The sequence below is a fragment of the Lentzea sp. genome, from assembly GCF_035525475.1.
Lineage (GTDB): Bacteria > Actinomycetota > Actinomycetes > Mycobacteriales > Pseudonocardiaceae > Lentzea.
Window position 1 is genome coordinate 25,508 of record NZ_DATLEC010000102.1, and the last position, 14,230, is coordinate 39,737.

Annotated in this window: 14 protein-coding genes and 1 tRNA gene; 7 read left to right on the forward strand and 8 right to left on the reverse strand. The window is 67.8% G+C overall.

Annotation, left to right across the window (positions count from 1 at the left end; translation table 11 throughout):
* Positions 1-55: 55 nt before the first annotated feature.
* Both VM306_RS18020 and VM306_RS18025 read right to left on the reverse strand, forming a co-directional pair.
* Positions 56-1,891 carry an acyl-CoA dehydrogenase gene (locus VM306_RS18020; protein WP_325516276.1) on the reverse strand — a complete coding sequence of 612 codons (1,836 nt, stop codon included), beginning with the start codon at positions 1,889-1,891 and terminating at the stop codon, positions 56-58.
* A 152-nt stretch (positions 1,892-2,043) separates the two neighbouring features.
* A complete protein-coding gene (locus VM306_RS18025) occupies positions 2,044-3,081 on the reverse strand; it encodes an FAD-dependent oxidoreductase (protein WP_325516278.1) in 1,038 nt (345 codons plus the stop codon).
* 81 nt (positions 3,082-3,162) lie between these two features.
* Here VM306_RS18025 and VM306_RS18030 point away from each other — a divergent pair, with 81 nt between their 5' ends.
* Positions 3,163-3,738: a TetR/AcrR family transcriptional regulator gene (locus tag VM306_RS18030; protein WP_325516280.1), complete on the forward strand. Its 576-nt coding sequence runs from the start codon at positions 3,163-3,165 to the stop codon at positions 3,736-3,738.
* Here VM306_RS18030 and VM306_RS18035 read toward each other — a convergent pair.
* Positions 3,700-4,338, reverse strand: a complete 639-nt coding sequence (locus VM306_RS18035; RefSeq protein ID WP_325516282.1) for a response regulator transcription factor — start codon at positions 4,336-4,338, stop codon at positions 3,700-3,702. The genes VM306_RS18030 and VM306_RS18035 overlap by 39 nt on opposite strands.
* Before the next feature lie 245 nt (positions 4,339-4,583).
* Here VM306_RS18035 and VM306_RS18040 point away from each other — a divergent pair, with 245 nt between their 5' ends.
* Entirely contained in the window at positions 4,584-6,098 is a 1,515-nt protein-coding gene (locus VM306_RS18040) for a sodium:solute symporter family protein (protein WP_325516284.1), read from the forward strand.
* Here VM306_RS18040 and VM306_RS18045 read toward each other — a convergent pair.
* Positions 6,088-6,429: a hypothetical protein gene (locus VM306_RS18045; protein ID WP_325516286.1), complete on the reverse strand. Its 342-nt coding sequence runs from the start codon at positions 6,427-6,429 to the stop codon at positions 6,088-6,090. The genes VM306_RS18040 and VM306_RS18045 overlap by 11 nt on opposite strands.
* A 117-nt stretch (positions 6,430-6,546) precedes the next feature.
* On the opposite strand from VM306_RS18045, the gene VM306_RS18050 reads away from it, so the two are divergent.
* Positions 6,547-6,963 (forward strand): hypothetical protein, encoded by a 417-nt coding sequence (locus tag VM306_RS18050; protein WP_325516288.1) that lies wholly within the window; start codon positions 6,547-6,549, stop codon positions 6,961-6,963.
* On the opposite strand, the gene VM306_RS18055 is transcribed toward VM306_RS18050, so the two are convergent.
* Positions 6,960-7,391 (reverse strand): PH domain-containing protein, encoded by a 432-nt coding sequence (locus tag VM306_RS18055; RefSeq protein WP_325516290.1) that lies wholly within the window; start codon positions 7,389-7,391, stop codon positions 6,960-6,962. The genes VM306_RS18050 and VM306_RS18055 overlap by 4 nt on opposite strands.
* Positions 7,392-7,512: 121 nt before the next feature.
* On the opposite strand from VM306_RS18055, the gene VM306_RS18060 reads away from it, so the two are divergent.
* Complete coding sequence (locus VM306_RS18060) at positions 7,513-8,706, forward strand: helix-turn-helix transcriptional regulator (protein WP_325516292.1); 1,194 nt, start codon at positions 7,513-7,515, stop codon at positions 8,704-8,706.
* A gap of 500 nt (positions 8,707-9,206) precedes the next feature.
* On the opposite strand, the gene VM306_RS18065 is transcribed toward VM306_RS18060, so the two are convergent.
* Positions 9,207-9,280: transfer RNA gene (locus VM306_RS18065), tRNA-Gly, on the reverse strand.
* A 48-nt stretch (positions 9,281-9,328) separates the two neighbouring features.
* On the opposite strand from VM306_RS18065, the gene dcd reads away from it, so the two are divergent.
* Positions 9,329-9,910: a dCTP deaminase gene (gene dcd, locus VM306_RS18070; protein ID WP_325516295.1), complete on the forward strand. Its 582-nt coding sequence runs from the start codon at positions 9,329-9,331 to the stop codon at positions 9,908-9,910.
* Positions 9,911-9,914: 4 nt separating this feature from the next.
* Here dcd and VM306_RS18075 read toward each other — a convergent pair whose 3' ends face one another.
* Complete coding sequence (locus tag VM306_RS18075) at positions 9,915-10,889, reverse strand: cation diffusion facilitator family transporter (RefSeq protein WP_325516297.1); 975 nt, start codon at positions 10,887-10,889, stop codon at positions 9,915-9,917.
* A gap of 322 nt (positions 10,890-11,211) precedes the next feature.
* On the opposite strand from VM306_RS18075, the gene VM306_RS18080 reads away from it, so the two are divergent.
* Both VM306_RS18080 and VM306_RS18085 read left to right on the forward strand, forming a co-directional pair.
* A complete protein-coding gene (locus VM306_RS18080) occupies positions 11,212-11,355 on the forward strand; it encodes a hypothetical protein (protein WP_325516300.1) in 144 nt (47 codons plus the stop codon).
* 34 nt (positions 11,356-11,389) lie between these two features.
* Entirely contained in the window at positions 11,390-11,770 is a 381-nt protein-coding gene (locus VM306_RS18085; RefSeq protein WP_325516303.1) for a phage holin family protein, read from the forward strand.
* A 62-nt stretch (positions 11,771-11,832) separates the two neighbouring features.
* Here the strand turns inward: VM306_RS18085 and VM306_RS18090 are convergent, their stop codons facing one another.
* Positions 11,833-14,094 (reverse strand): (Fe-S)-binding protein, encoded by a 2,262-nt coding sequence (locus VM306_RS18090; RefSeq protein ID WP_325516305.1) that lies wholly within the window; start codon positions 14,092-14,094, stop codon positions 11,833-11,835.
* Positions 14,095-14,230: the final 136 nt, after the last annotated feature.

The window sequence follows — 14,230 nt, forward strand, 5'->3', positions numbered from 1 at the left end:
CGGGCCCTCGCACCCCAGGCAGGGGGTGTGAGGGCCCGTCGTCCGTCGAGGCGCTTCAGAAAACGCTTTCGTCGATGTCCATGAGCGAGTTGTCCGTGGATTCGGCGATCTTGCGGCGGGAGGTGAGCTCCGGCAGCACGTTCTTCGCGAAGAACGACGCGACGGCGACCTTGCCCTCGTAGAACGCCTTGTCCTTGGCCGACACCGTGCCGCCGAGCTTCTGCAGCGCGACCTCGGCCTGGCGCAGCAGCAGCCAGCCGACGAGCACGTCACCCGCGGTCATCAGCAGGCGGACCGAGTTCTGGCCGACCTTGTAGAGGTTGCGGACGTCCTCCTGCGACGAGGTCAGGAAGCCGACGAGCGAGCCGAGCATGCCCTGCAGGTCCTCGAGACCCTGCTTGAGCAGCGCGCGCTCCTCCTTCAGGCGACCGTTGCCGCCTTCGTTGTCGAGGAAGGACTGGATCTCGCCGTTGATGAAGGCGAGCGCCTGGCCCTTGTCGCGGATGATCTTGCGGAAGAAGAAGTCCAGCGACTGGATGGCCGTGGTGCCCTCGTACAGCGAGTCGATCTTCGAGTCGCGAATGTACTGCTCGATCGGGTACTCCTGCAGGAAGCCCGAACCACCCAGCGTCTGCAGCGACTGCGCCAGCTGCTCGTACGCGCGCTCGGAGCCGACGCCCTTGACGATCGGCAGCAGCAGGTCGTTGACCTGCGCCGCCAGCTTCGCGTCGTCACCGCCGAGCATCACCTTGTCCTGCTGCGTCGCGGCGTACAGGTACACGGCGCGCAGGCCCTCGGCGTACGCCTTCTGCAGCATCAGGCTGCGGCGGACGTCCGGGTGGTTGGTGATGGTGACGCGAGGCGCGGTCTTGTCCGTCATGCGCGTCAGGTCGGCGCTCTGCACGCGCTCCTTGGCGTAGGACAGCGCGTTCAGGTAACCGGTCGACAGCGTCGCGATGGCCTTGGTGCCGACCATCATGCGGGCGTACTCGATGACGTCGAACATCTGCGCGATGCCGTCGTGCACCTCGCCCAGCAGCCAGCCCTTGGCCGGGACGCCGTGCTGGCCGAACGTCAGCTCGCACGTGGTGGACGCCTTGAGGCCCATCTTGTGCTCGACGTTGGTCACGAAGGCGCCGTTGCGCTCGCCCAGTTCGCCGGTCTCCGGGTCGAAGTGGAACTTGGGCACCAGGAAGAGCGACAGGCCCTTGGTACCGGGCTTCGCCTCGATGCCTTCGCCCTCGGGACGCGCGAGCACCATGTGCATGATGTTCTCGGTCAGGTCCTGGTCGGCGGACGTGATGAAGCGCTTCACGCCGTCGATGTGCCAGGAACCGTCTTCCTGCTTGAACGCCTTGGTGCGGCCTGCGCCGACGTCGGATCCGGCGTCCGGCTCCGTCAGCACCATCGTGGCGCCCCAGCCGCGGTCGATCATCAGCTGCGCCCACTGCTTGTCGCGCTCGGTGCCGTTGTTGTAGACGACCGTCGCGAAGCTCGGACCCGCCAGGTACATGTAGACGGCCGGGTTCGACCCGAGCAGCAGCTCGGACGCGGCCCACGTGACCGACGGCGGGGTGCCGAAGCCGCCCAGCTCGTTCGGCAGGAACAGGCGGTACCACTCGCCGTTCCACACCGCCTGGTACGACTTCTTCAGCGACTCGGGCAGGGTTGCCGAGTGCGTCGCCGGGTCGAACACCGGCGGGTTGCGGTCGGCGTCGACGAAGGAGTCCCCGAGGACCCCCTCCGCGAGGTTCTTCACCTCGGCCAGCACGCTGCGCGCAGTGTCCTCGTCGGACTGCTCGAACGGCCCCTTGCCGAGGTGGTCCTGCACGTTGAAGACCTCGAACAGGTTGAACTCGAGATCCCGGACGTTGCTCTTGTAGTGGCCCATCTCGTCAGCTCACTCCTCAGGGTCGGGGCGGGCGTCGCCTACTGACCGGTAACAACAGAGTATTACTCGACGGTAACCCCGGCAAGGCCGACCACCCACTGGTGGCGAACGAGACAGTCCTCCACGTCACCTGAATCGGGCATGAGAGCCGGTCAGACGCGTATCGGGCGCTCGGGCACCATGTCGAGCAATCCGGGGTTCGTGCGCTCCTGCATGTCGACCGCACGCGGCAGCATGACCGATTCGTAGGCCCGGACACCCTCTCGGACGCCGTGGGCGGCGATCGCGAGCGCGAGTTCGGCGGCGTCCTGCATCGCGAGGTTCGCCCCGACGCCCAGCGGCGGCATCAGGTGGGCCGCGTCGCCGAGCAGCGTCACGCCGGGCGTGTGCTCCCACGTGTGGGGCACGGGCAGCGCGTACAGCGGACGGTGGATCAGCTCGCCGGCGAGGAACGCCCGCAGGTCGGGGTGCCAGTCCGCGTAGAGGTCGAGCAGCTCGGCGTTGGAGGGCCTCCAATCCTCACGCGCGCGTAAACACGCGTACGCGCGGATGTGGTCGCCGCTGTTGCGCTGAGCCCACAGCATCAGGCCCTCGTGGTCGGCGACCATCGTGCCCTGGCCGGTGAGGTCGAGCAGGCGTTCGTCGTTGTCGTGGCGGGTCTCGACGAACGTCACGCCGGTGTAGCGCGGCACGGCCGGAGACACGGCCCGGCGCGCGCGTGACCAGGCGCCGTCCGCGCCGACGACCAGGTCGAACGTGGCCGTCTGGCCGTCCAGGAACGTGACCTCGCCTCCCGGCGCGGCGGTCGCGACGCCCCGGCCCCACGCGACGGTTCCGGGGGCGAGCGAGCCGAGCAGCAGGTCGCGGAGCTGGCCGCGGTCGATCTCGGGGCGGAAGTCGCCCTCCGGCAATTCGTGCTCGAGCAGCGCGGCGGTCGCGTGGTCGACCTTGCGCTGCTCCTGCCCCTCGAAGCGGGCCAGCGCGCGCCACTCGTCGTAGAGCCCGGCGGCGCGAACGGCCTCCTGGCCGCTGCCGGCGTGCAGGTCGATGGTGCCGCCCTGCTGGCGGGCGTCCGGCGCGCTCTCGCGCTCGAGGACGGTCACGTTCTCGAAGCCGTGCAGCTGGAGGACGCGAGCACAGGTGAGGCCGCCGATGCCGGCCCCTGCGATGGCGATGCGTGGTGAGGTCATGTCCCCATGAAAGCGTATCGACTTGAAAAGTGCAACCACTACACTTTTGAACCTGCTCAACCCTTGGGGTATGATCGGCGGGTGACCGAGCCGGGCCGCCGTGAGCGGAAGAAGCTGCAGACACGTCAGTCGATCTCCGACGCGGCGACGCGGCTGTTCCTGGAGCGCGGGTTCGACGAGGTGGGCGTGAAGGAGATCGCCGACACCGCGGACGTGTCGGTGACGACGTTGTTCAAGCACTTCCCGAGCAAGGAGGCGCTGCTCTTCGACGAGGACGAGGAGCAGGAGTCGGAGCTGGTCTCGGTCGTGCGCAATCGGGCGGGCCGGTCGATCCCGATGGCGTTGCGCGACCACTTCGTGCGGGCTGCCGAGGGCCACGCCGACCACCCGCAGTTCGAGATCTTCCAGCGGCTGGTGCTCCGGACGCCCGCGTTGCGCGACTACGGGCACCGGATGTGGACGCGGCACCAGGACGCGCTGGCGCGGGCCATCGCGGAGGAGATCGGCGCGCCGGCGGACGACGTCCGGTGCGCGGCGCTGGCCAGGTTCGCGCTCGAGGCCAGGGACGTGATCTTCGACCGCGCCGACCGCGAGCGGGCGGCCGACGAGGTCTTCGGGTTACTCGAGCACGGGTGGGCAGCCGAGCAGCAGTCCTGACCGGTAGGCCAACGACACCGCGTGCGTCCGGTCGCGCGCGTCGAGCTTGCGCAGGATGCCCTTCACGTGGGTCCGCACGGTCTCCACGGACACGACGAGCTCAGTCGCGACGTGCTGGTTCTCCAGGCCCTCCGCGATGAGCGCGAGCACCTGGTACTCGCGCCGGGTCAGCGTCGGCCGGTCCTTCGCCCGCAGCTCCGGGTGGACGAAGGCGCGCGAGCGGCAGGTCTCGGTGATCACCCGCGCGACGTCCCCCGGCTGGGCGCTGCGCGGGACGACGCCGCGGACACCGGCGTCCAACGCGGTCGTCACGTAGTTGCCGCGGGTGTGTGCGTCGCGCACCAGCCCGATGATCACCAGCGCGGGGTCGCGTTCGACGAGCAGCCGTGCCAGGTGGCCGGCCGGGTCGAGCACGGAGTCGACGAGCAGGACGTCGGGGCGCAGCCGGCCGTGCAGGCGAACGGCGGAGTGCGGGTCGCCCGTCGAGCCCAGCCAGCGCAGTCCGGGAGTGCGTCTGACCAGAGCAGCCAGGCCTTCGCGGTACAGCGGCACGGGGTCGATCAGCGCGACGCCGGGAGCAGGCCGGCCTGACGGGAGCATCGGCACCTCCGTTCGTGCTTCCAGACGAGTGACGTCGTTCCCTCGGACGCGTGACGCGGAATAAGCGGTTCATGTGGATGAACAAGGGTCACGAATGTGATTCAAGAGTGGCGAAGGTCTTCCGCCCCACCGCAACAGTCTCGTAAGACCTACGTCACATATCCCGTGCGGATGTGCCAGGTTCCGCCGCCCGAGGCCTGGTGCTTTCGCGGGCACACGTGTGTGCACACGCCGCAGGAGGTCACATGGGCACCCTCGACTGGGTAGTCGTCGTCGGCTACTTCTTCGTGATGGTCGCGATCGGGCTCTGGTCACGGGGGCGGGTCCAGAACATCGCCGACTTCTTCACCGCGGGCGGCAAGATGCCCTGGTGGTTGTCCGGCATCTCCCACCACATGTCGGGCTACAGCGCGGTCATGTTCGTCGCGTTCGCGTCCGAGGCCTACCGGCTCGGCCTGACGGTCTACGTGTGGTGGTCGCTGACCATCGGCATCGGTGTCGGCATCGGTGCGTTCCTGTTCGCGCCGCGGTGGAACCGGCTGCGCTCCAAGCACGACGTCAAGTCACCGCTTGAATACCTCGCCAAGCGCTACAACGTGCCCACCCAGCAGGTCATGGCCTACGCGGGCGCGCTGCTCAAGGTCGTCGACATCGCCGCGAAGTGGGCGGCCGTCTCGATCCTGCTGCGCGGCTTCGCGGGCGTCCCGATCACGTGGGGCATCATCATCATCGGCGTGGTCACGATGATCTACTCGGTGCTCGGCGGCCTCTGGGCCGACGCGCTCACCGACTTCGGCCAGTTCGTCATCCAGGCGGCAGCCGGCTTCGCGATGTTCTTCGCCGTCGCCGGGCGCCTCGGCTGGGGCTTCCCCGCGACGATCTGGGACAAGCTGCCGGAGAGCCACAGCGACCCGCTCGCCGGCCCGTACACCTCGACGTTCCTGATGGCGCTCTTCCTGATCAAGACGCTCGAGTACAACGGCGGCATGTGGAACCTGGCGCAGCGCTACATGGCCGCGCCGTCCGGCTTCGCGGCCAAGCGCTCCGCGCTGCTGTCGTCCGCGCTGTGGCTCGTGTGGCCGCTCGTGCTGTTCTTCCCGATGTGGGCCGCGCCGCTGATCGTGCCGGGCCTCGAAGGCGCTCAGGCGGAGAACGCCTACATCGAGATGGGCAAGCAGATGCTCCCCGCGGGCATGATCGGCCTGGTCCTGGCGGGCTTCTTCTCGCACACGATGGCGATGGTCTCGTCCGACGCCAACGTCATCGCGGCCGTGATCAACCGCGACATGCTGCCCCACCTGTGGAAGAAGGTGAAGACGTTCTCCGCGGACAACCAGCTGCTGCTGGCCCGCATCACGACCTTCACGTTCATCGGCGTCAGCATGATCATCGCCATCGCCTCCGGAGGCCAGGGCTTCGTGCTGAAGGTGGTGGTCGACCTGGTCGCCGCCACGATGGGCCCGATCGCGATCCCGCTGATGCTCGGCCTGCTGCCGTGGTTCCGCAAGATCGGCTCCACCGCGGCCATCGCCTCGGTGGTCGGCGGCCTGGGCATGTGGGCGTTCCTCTACATCGAGCAGATGAACAAGGCGGCCTGGGTCACCAAGGGCGTGCTCGTGTCGTGGCCGCTGCTGCTGTCGCTGGTCCTCTACCTGGCCATCGGCCTCACGAAGAAGGAGCCGTCGACCGAGCGCGACATCCTGCTCGACTCGCTGAACAGCGACACGCCCGACGAGAAGGCCGAACCGGTCAGGGCCTGACCACGGCACGTTCCTTCTGCATGATCCTCGCGGCGGCGCACCCGAACAGGGTCGCCGCCGCGAGCCACACGTAGGGCATCGGCGTACCGGTGTAGCTCTGCGCACTGGTGGCCAGCACAACCGTGGCACCCGCCACGAGCCCGGTCGTGTGCGTGACGGGCATAGGACTCTTGAGAACGGTGACGACGGCAACGGGCACGAGCAAGAACCCGTAGGCCAGCACCCGCGTGAGCAGGTTGGCGCTTTCGGCGATCTCGTACCGGAGCGCGGGCACGGCAAGCAGCGTGAGGAACACACCCAACGCGAGCCCGATAGCGAGACTCAGCAGCACGGTAAGCCCTTGCCTCGTACGCGTCATGCGCTACAAGACGCGCGTGTGGCGCAATGGTTGCCGTGTCGTGCGTCATCGTCACGAGACTCTTCGTTGTTGTCCATGGACAGTGGAAGCATGGGTAAGTGGTGTCCGGCAGATGATGCCGAGCTGGCCACGGGCTGGCGGCTCTGGCTGGAGCTGAGCGACCGCGTGTGGCCGGACCCGTCGTGGGACGGCACACCGGCCGACGCCATCCGCCAGGTCCGCTCCTTGCTCGCGGTCTGCGAGGAGATCCGCCTCTCCTACCTGGCCGAGACTTTGCGCCCCTCCGTGGCTCTGCTGCAGCTTTTGCAGTCGATGTCGTTCGTCGCCTCGTTCGCCGTCGACCTGTGGCACGACGACACGCACCCGTTGGACGTGGAACGCGCCGAACTGCTGCACGGCGACCTCGCCTCGTTCGCCGACCACGTCGCCGGTGTGCGAGCGGCCCTGGCCCGAGGCGGCGGCTGGGCGGACCTGGACCGCCGCCCGTGGGGCCTGCCCGTCGACTAGCCGGTCTGTTGTTCCTGATCCGCAAGGCGTGTGGTGACAGCCTGAACCAGCGCCTTCGCGTTCGGCTCGTCACCGAAGGCCCACCCGCGCATCGCGTCGCACGGCACAACCCGGCCGTCGGCCATCAGGAACGACACGCGCTGGATGTGGCTCGCCTCGTGGTCGATGCCCCTGATCTCGTTCCACGGCAGGAACCGGTCACGCCACGAGTTGCGCACGAGCACCCCGTCCGGCCTCAGGACCACCGCCAGCCGCCAGGTCTGGAGCACCGCCATCACCAGCAGACCGATGAGCAACCCGATGAGAACGTTCTGCACAGGCCCGTCGACGAGCTCCTCGATCTGGAACACCAGGACGAGGTACGCGATCACCGAGATGATCAGAACGGCGACGCGGGTCGATGGCCTGCGGAAAGTGGTGGTCCCCATCCGCCGAAACTAGCCCGGTGCGGACCTGGGTGGTCCGGCTATTCTGAAATGAACTTGATCCGTGGGGAGCTTCGACCAACGGTCACTTGGCCGGGGACATCCGGGCGAACGAGGTGCTGTCGTGACCGACGAACCCTCCGCGAGCGACATCGGCCATCGGCTGCGGCAGATCCGCCACGCGCGGGGCAGGTCACTGGCGGTGGTCGCCGGCCTTGCGGGCATCTCGACGTCGTACCTGTCGCGACTGGAGTCCGGTGCACGGGCGTTGGACCGCCGATCGCTCATCCTGGACCTGGCGAATGCGCTCGACGTGGCCCCGAGCGAGATCACCGGTGCCGGAGTGGTGTCGCCCGGCCGACTCGAAGAAGATCGTTCGCTGAACGCGGTCAGGCTGGCGCTTCTCGCGGTGGGCATGAACGACGCGCGAGGTGAGCTCGTGCCGGTCGAGGTGTTGGCGAGCCGGACGGCCGCGTTGCTCGAAGCACAACGGGAGTGCAGGTCCACAGAGGTCGGCGCGGAGCTTCCGGCCTTGATCCGTGACCTGCACACGACGTTGGAAGCCGGACGTGACGTCGAACCGTTGTTGCGTCTGCTTGCGTTGACGCACGTCCAAGGCACTCAGGCGTGGCTGACGGACGTCGGCGCCAACATGGATCTTGCGTGGCAGGCGGTCACGCTCGCGCGGCAGGCAGCGGCACGAACCGACGACCCGCTTTCCCACGCGGTGAACGCATTCGGCACGGCTTTCGGGTTGATGGGTGCGGGCGCGTTCGACCTCGCATCGCAGGCGCTGTCAGTTCCGGCTCTCGGTACGAAGACCAAGGAAGCCATGGAGGCGGCAGGAATGCTCGCCCTGACTTCTTCCCTCGCCGCAGCTGCAAGCGGAAACGAGGCCGAACGAGAAGCATCGCTCGAGCACGCGGCGGATCTTGCCGCGCACACGGGTGAGGGGAACACCTTGTGGTTCGGGTTCGGTCCCAGCAACGTCGGCGTCTGGCGAATGTCTGTCGCGCTCGAAGCCGGTGACCATGCTGAAGCCGCGCGGATCGCGACCACCGTGACGCCTGAAGCTCTGCCGTCGGCGACCAGACGCTCGCCGTACTGGCGTGAGTACGGACGCGCACTGGCGCATCTACCGCGGCGGTACGAGGAGGCGGTGGTGATGTTGCGGCGAGCTGAGCAGATATCGCCCGCACGTGTTCAACGGCACCCGTTCATGCGCTCGACAATCGCGGAGCTGCTGACGAAGGCGAAGCGGGGCAGCGTAAGACGAGAGCTGCGAGGTATGGCCTACCGCGCCGGTCTGCCCGTGTAGCTCGACCAGGTGACATTGCCACGTAGGCAAAAGACCAGGCCAAGGCATTCCTAGCGTTCGTCGCATGATTTCTGTGAGCTCGATCGTCGCGCCACATGTCACCGCGTGGAGCACTGAGCAGGATCTGCTGTGCCAGGTCTGTGGCGAGCCGGCAGACCAGTCCGATGGAGGTGCGCTGTGGCTGTTGCGGGACTGTCGTGACGACTGGCCTCGCTGGCCAGAAGGCATGGGTCGACCGAGCCGCCTTGCGGTGCTGTCGCGATTCGCGCTCGTGAGTTCCCCATCGCGGGTGTCCGAGGTGTGCTCTATCGGCGCGGTCTGCTCGTACCCACCGCAGTCGGTGCGGTGAACGTGGCCTACGACGACCCGGCGCTGCGGTGGGTGCTGGCCTCAAGCCTGATCCGTGAACTGCGGGGGTGCACGATTGTGTCGATGGACGACATCGCGGCGTGAACGACGTCAAAGACGAGAGCCCAGGTCGTGTGACCTGGGCTCTCGGGTGGAGCGGGTGACGGGAATCGAACCCGCCTCTACAGCTTGGGAAGCTGTCGTTCTACCAATGAACTACACCCGCGAAGCAGTGCGTCGCCGATCATACACAAGCCTGGGCTAGCCTGTCCGGGTGCTGCTGAGTGACCAGGATCTGCGCAAGGAGGTCGAGTCCGGCCGGCTCGTCCTCGACCCCTTCGACGTCGAGATGCTCCAACCGAGCAGCATCGACGTGCGGCTGGACCGGTTCTTCCGGGTCTTCAACAACACGCGCTACACGCACATTGACCCGGCGCAGCAGCAGGACGACCTCACGAGCATGGTCGAGGCTGCCGAGGGTGAGCCGTTCGTGTTGCACCCCGGCGAGTTCGTGCTCGGGTCCACCTACGAGTTGGTGACGTTGCCGGACGACCTGGCCGGGCGGCTGGAGGGCAAGTCCAGCCTCGGCAGGCTCGGGTTGCTCACGCACTCCACGGCCGGGTTCATCGACCCCGGCTTCTCCGGCCACATCACGCTGGAGCTGTCCAACGTCGCGAACCTGCCGATCACGCTCCACCCCGGCATGAAGATCGGGCAGCTGTGCCTGTTCAAGCTGTCGAGCCCGGCGGAGCACCCGTACGGGTCCGCGCAGGCCGGCAGCCGGTACCAGGGGCAGCGCGGGCCCACGCCGAGCAGGGCCTACCTCAACTTCCACCGCACCGACACGCGTCGCTAGAAGCCTAGAAGCCGTAGCGCTCCAACACCCGGCGGCGCAGTTCGGGGTCGGTCCTAGGGACGGGTTCCAAAAAGATCTCGTCCAGGTCGGTGAACGAGGAGTGCAGCTCCGCGGAGATGCGCACGCAGGCGTGCTCCAGTTCGGAGGCGGTCAGGGCGTCGTCGAAGTCGAGCCGTGCGCACAGCAGCACTCGGTCGGTGCCGATCAGCATCGTCAGCACGTCCACCACGGCGTCGACCTCGGGCTCGTCGGCCAGGCGCTTCCAGATCGCCTTCACCACCGCCGGGTCTGCCTGGCGGCCGATCAGCAGGCCGCGGTTGGTGCGGGCGAGGACGTACGCGACCAGCGCCAGCAGCACGCCGATCGCCAGTGACGCGAGGCCGTCCCACAGCGACGAGCCGGTGAGCTGGTGCAGGCCCAGGCCCGCGAAGGCGAGGACCAGGCCCACCAGGGCCGCGGAGTCCTCCAGGAAGACCGTCTTCACGGTCGGGTCGTCGGACACGCGCAGGAAGTCCCAGAACCCGTGGCTGTGCTTGGCGGCCTCGGAACGCACCTGCCGGAACGCCTGCGTCCACGACACGGACTCCAGCACGAAGGCCAGTGCGAGCACGATGTAGCCGACCAGCGGGCGGGTCTGCTCCTCCGGCTCGCCGAAGACCGTGCGGAAACCCTCGTAGAACGCGAACATCGCGCCCGACGCGAAGATCGAGACGGCCGCCAGCAGCGACCAGAAGTAGCGCTCCTTGCCGTAGCCGAACGGGTGGCGGCGGTCGGCGGGGCGGTCGGAGCGGCGCAGGGCCGTCAGCAGGAGCGCCTCGGTGAACGTGTCGGCCACCGAGTGGGCGGCTTCGGAGAGGATCGCCGCCGATCCGGTCAAAACGCCCGCGATGGCCTTCATGATCGCGATGGCCAGGTTGACCAGCAGCGCGAGAACGACGGTCAGGGTGCTTTCACCGGATCCCGACGGCTTTTCGCTCATGGTCATCAGCCTAGGCCGGGAGGCTGCTGGCAACCGTCCACTACTGCATTCGAGTGACATTCGGGGGGTGGGGGCAACATCCGCGACCGCTGGGGTGTCTTAAGTCTGGGATCCGCACCGGGGGGACGCTGATCACCAGGGGGTAAGACGGAACGGCCCGCGTCCGGGAGAGACGCGGGCCGTTCCGCGTTTTCAGATGTGCTTGCGTGATCGGCATGACGCAACGCTGGTCTCCTGCCGCGACGGGCAGCGGCAAACCGGCGAGGAGCTGTCGCCGGGCACCACCGCGCCGTCGTAGAGCACGACGACGACGGCCGCACCGATGACCACCGCGACGGACCAGCAGCCGGTGGCCAAGGCGGGGAACAGCTCGGGTCTGGCGTCGACCGGTGCGTCGCCGCTGGGCTTCCTCGGCCTTGGCGCGCTGCTGCTCGCGGCGTTCTCCGCGGCACGCCGCCGGTCCTGACCACATAGGACCCGCCACGGCTAGTCTGCGCGGCATGGGCATCTTGGTGCATGTGCTGCTGACTGCCGTGGCGGTCTGGGTGTCGACCGCCCTCCCCGGCATCGACCTGGGCGAGGGCACCACCGGCTCGAGAATCCTCACGCTGATCGGCGTCGCGGTGATCTTCGGTCTGGTGAACGCGGTCGTGAAGCCGCTCGTGAAGTTCTTCGGCTGCCTGTTCTACCTGGTCACGCTCGGTCTGATCGGGCTCGTGGTGAACGCGCTGCTGTTCATGTTCACCGGGTGGATCGCCGAGCAGCTCGACCTGCCGTTCCGCGTCGACGGCTTCTGGCCCGCCTTCTGGGGCGCGATCATCGTCGCCCTGGCCGGCTGGTTGCTGAACGTGGTCTACGACAAGGTCACCGACGAAGACTGACCTGCCAACGAGACAGGCCCTCGGTCCACATCGGACCGAGGGCCTGTCTCATGCCGTAGGACTCAGGCCTTCGCCTTGTCCTCGTCCGGCAGCGGCGTGCCGGTCGGGACCTCGTCGGTCGGCGTGTCCTGCTTCTCCGTGCCGCGCCGCACGGACTCCAGCAGCATCTGCGCCACGTCCACGACCTCGACGTGTGCTCCCGCCTGGCCGTCGGACTGACGCGCGGTCACGCCGTCGGTCAGCATCACGCGGCAGAACGGGCAGCCGGTCGCGATCTTCGACGGCGCGGTCCCGAGGGCCTCGTCCACGCGGTCGAGGTTGATGCGCTTGCCGATCCGCTCTTCCATCCACATGCGCGCACCACCGGCGCCACAGCACATCGAGCGCTCTTCGTGGCGCGGCATCTCGCGCAGCTTCGCGCCGGACGCCCCGATCAGCTCACGCGGCGCCTCGTAGACCTTGTTGTGGCGGCCCAGGTAGCACGGGTCGTGGTACGTGACGTCCTCGGTGACCGGCGCGACCGGCACCAGGCGGCGTTCGCGCACCAGCTTGTTCAGCAGCTGCGTGTGGTGCACGACCTCGTACGTGCCGCCGACCTGCGGGTACTCGTTGGCCAGCGTGTTGAAGCAGTGCGCGCACGTCACGACGATCTTGCGCTGGCCAGCGGGCCGGTCCTCGAACACCGAGTTGAGGACCTCGACGTTCTGCTGCGCGAGCATCTGGAACAGGAACTCGTTGCCGGCGCGGCGGGCCGGGTCACCGGTGCAGGTCTCCTCCGGGCCGAGCACCGCGTACTTGACGTCCGCGGTGTGCAGCAGCTCGGCGACGGCACGCGTGGTCTTCTTCGCGCGGTCCTCGAACGCGCCGGCGCAGCCGACCCAGAACAGGTACTCGGCGTCGCCCAGCTCGCCGTCGAACACCGGCACCTCGAAGTCGAGGCCCTCGGTCCAGCTCAAGCGGTCCTTGGCGTTCTGGCCCCAGGGGTTGCCCTTGTTCTCCAGGTTCTTGAACATGCCGCCGAGCTCGGTCGGGAAGTTCGACTCGATCAGCACCTGGTAGCGGCGCATGTCGACGATGTGGTCGACGTGCTCGATGTCGACGGGGCACTGCTCGACGCAGGCGCCGCAGGTCGTGCAGGACCACAGCACCTCGGGGTCGATGACACCGAGCTCGTCGGGGCCGCCGACCAGCGGGCGCTCCGACTCGGCCATCGCCAGCACGTCGATCGACTCGAGGCGCTTCTTGTAGTCCTCGTACTTGTCCTCGACCAGGCCGACCTCGTCGCCGGCCATGTCGCGCGAGCCGCCGGCCAGCAGGTACGGCGCCTTGGCGAACGCGTGGTCGCGCAGCTGCGTGATGACCATCTTGGGTGACAGCGGCTTGCCGGTGTTCCAGGCGGGGCACTGCGACTGGCAGCGGCCGCACTCGGTGCACGTGGAGAAGTCGAGCCAGCCCTTCCAGCTGAAGTCCTCGGCCTTGCCGACGCCGAACACGTCGGAGTCGGGGTCGGCTTCCTCGAGGTCGAGGACCTTGCCGCCGGACATCATCGGCTTGAGCGCGCCCAGGGCGACGCCGCCGTCGTCCTCGCGCTTGAAGTAGATGTTGAAGAACGCCGAGAACCGGTGCCAGGCGACGCCCATCGTGAGGTTCCGGCCGACGACGACCAGCCAGATCATGCCGCTCAGCAGCTTGACCAGCGCCATCACCGACACCCAGATGGGCGCGGAGGGCAGGATCTGCGCGAGCGGCTGCGTCACGAACGACGTCCACAGCGGCGCGGACTCGAGACCGCTCGACTGCTTGAACGCCTTGACCATCAGGATGCCGATGCCCTCGATGATCACGACCGCCTCGACGAAGTAGGCGGAGGAGAAGCTGGAGCCGGCGAAGCGGGAGACCCGGTCGGCGCGGCGCGGGTGGTTGAGCTGGCGGATGATCGCGAGCGCCACGCCACCGGCGACGGTGCCGAGGCCCAGCAGCTCGATCAGCAGCAGCCAGATCGACCACGTGCCGATGACCGGCCAGTGGAAGTGCGGGTCGAACACCTCGCCGTAGGCCTCGAACAGCACCGCGGAGCCGATGAGGAAGCCCCACATCACCATCCAGTGCCACGGGGCGACCGAACGGAACTTGGCCATCCTGGTGTGCGCGACGAACTCGACGACCATGGTCTTCAGGCGGGGCCAGAACGGTCCCGTGCGGGTCCCGTCCGGCTGGCCGAGCCGGATGATCTTGATCATCTTCCAGATGCCGGCGACGAACACGCCCCAGGCGACGACGCTCACCGCTACGGCGACGAGTCCGAGAACCAGCTGGAGGGTCATGGCGGGAGTCTAAGACAGGTTACTGCTGAGTAACCACTTGGACGTGGCCGGTGTCTCCTCGCGTACCGGTCAAGTACCCCGATGGTGATCGAAAACTTATGGAACTATCGTTCAGGTAGTTGGCTCGAACCTGTGG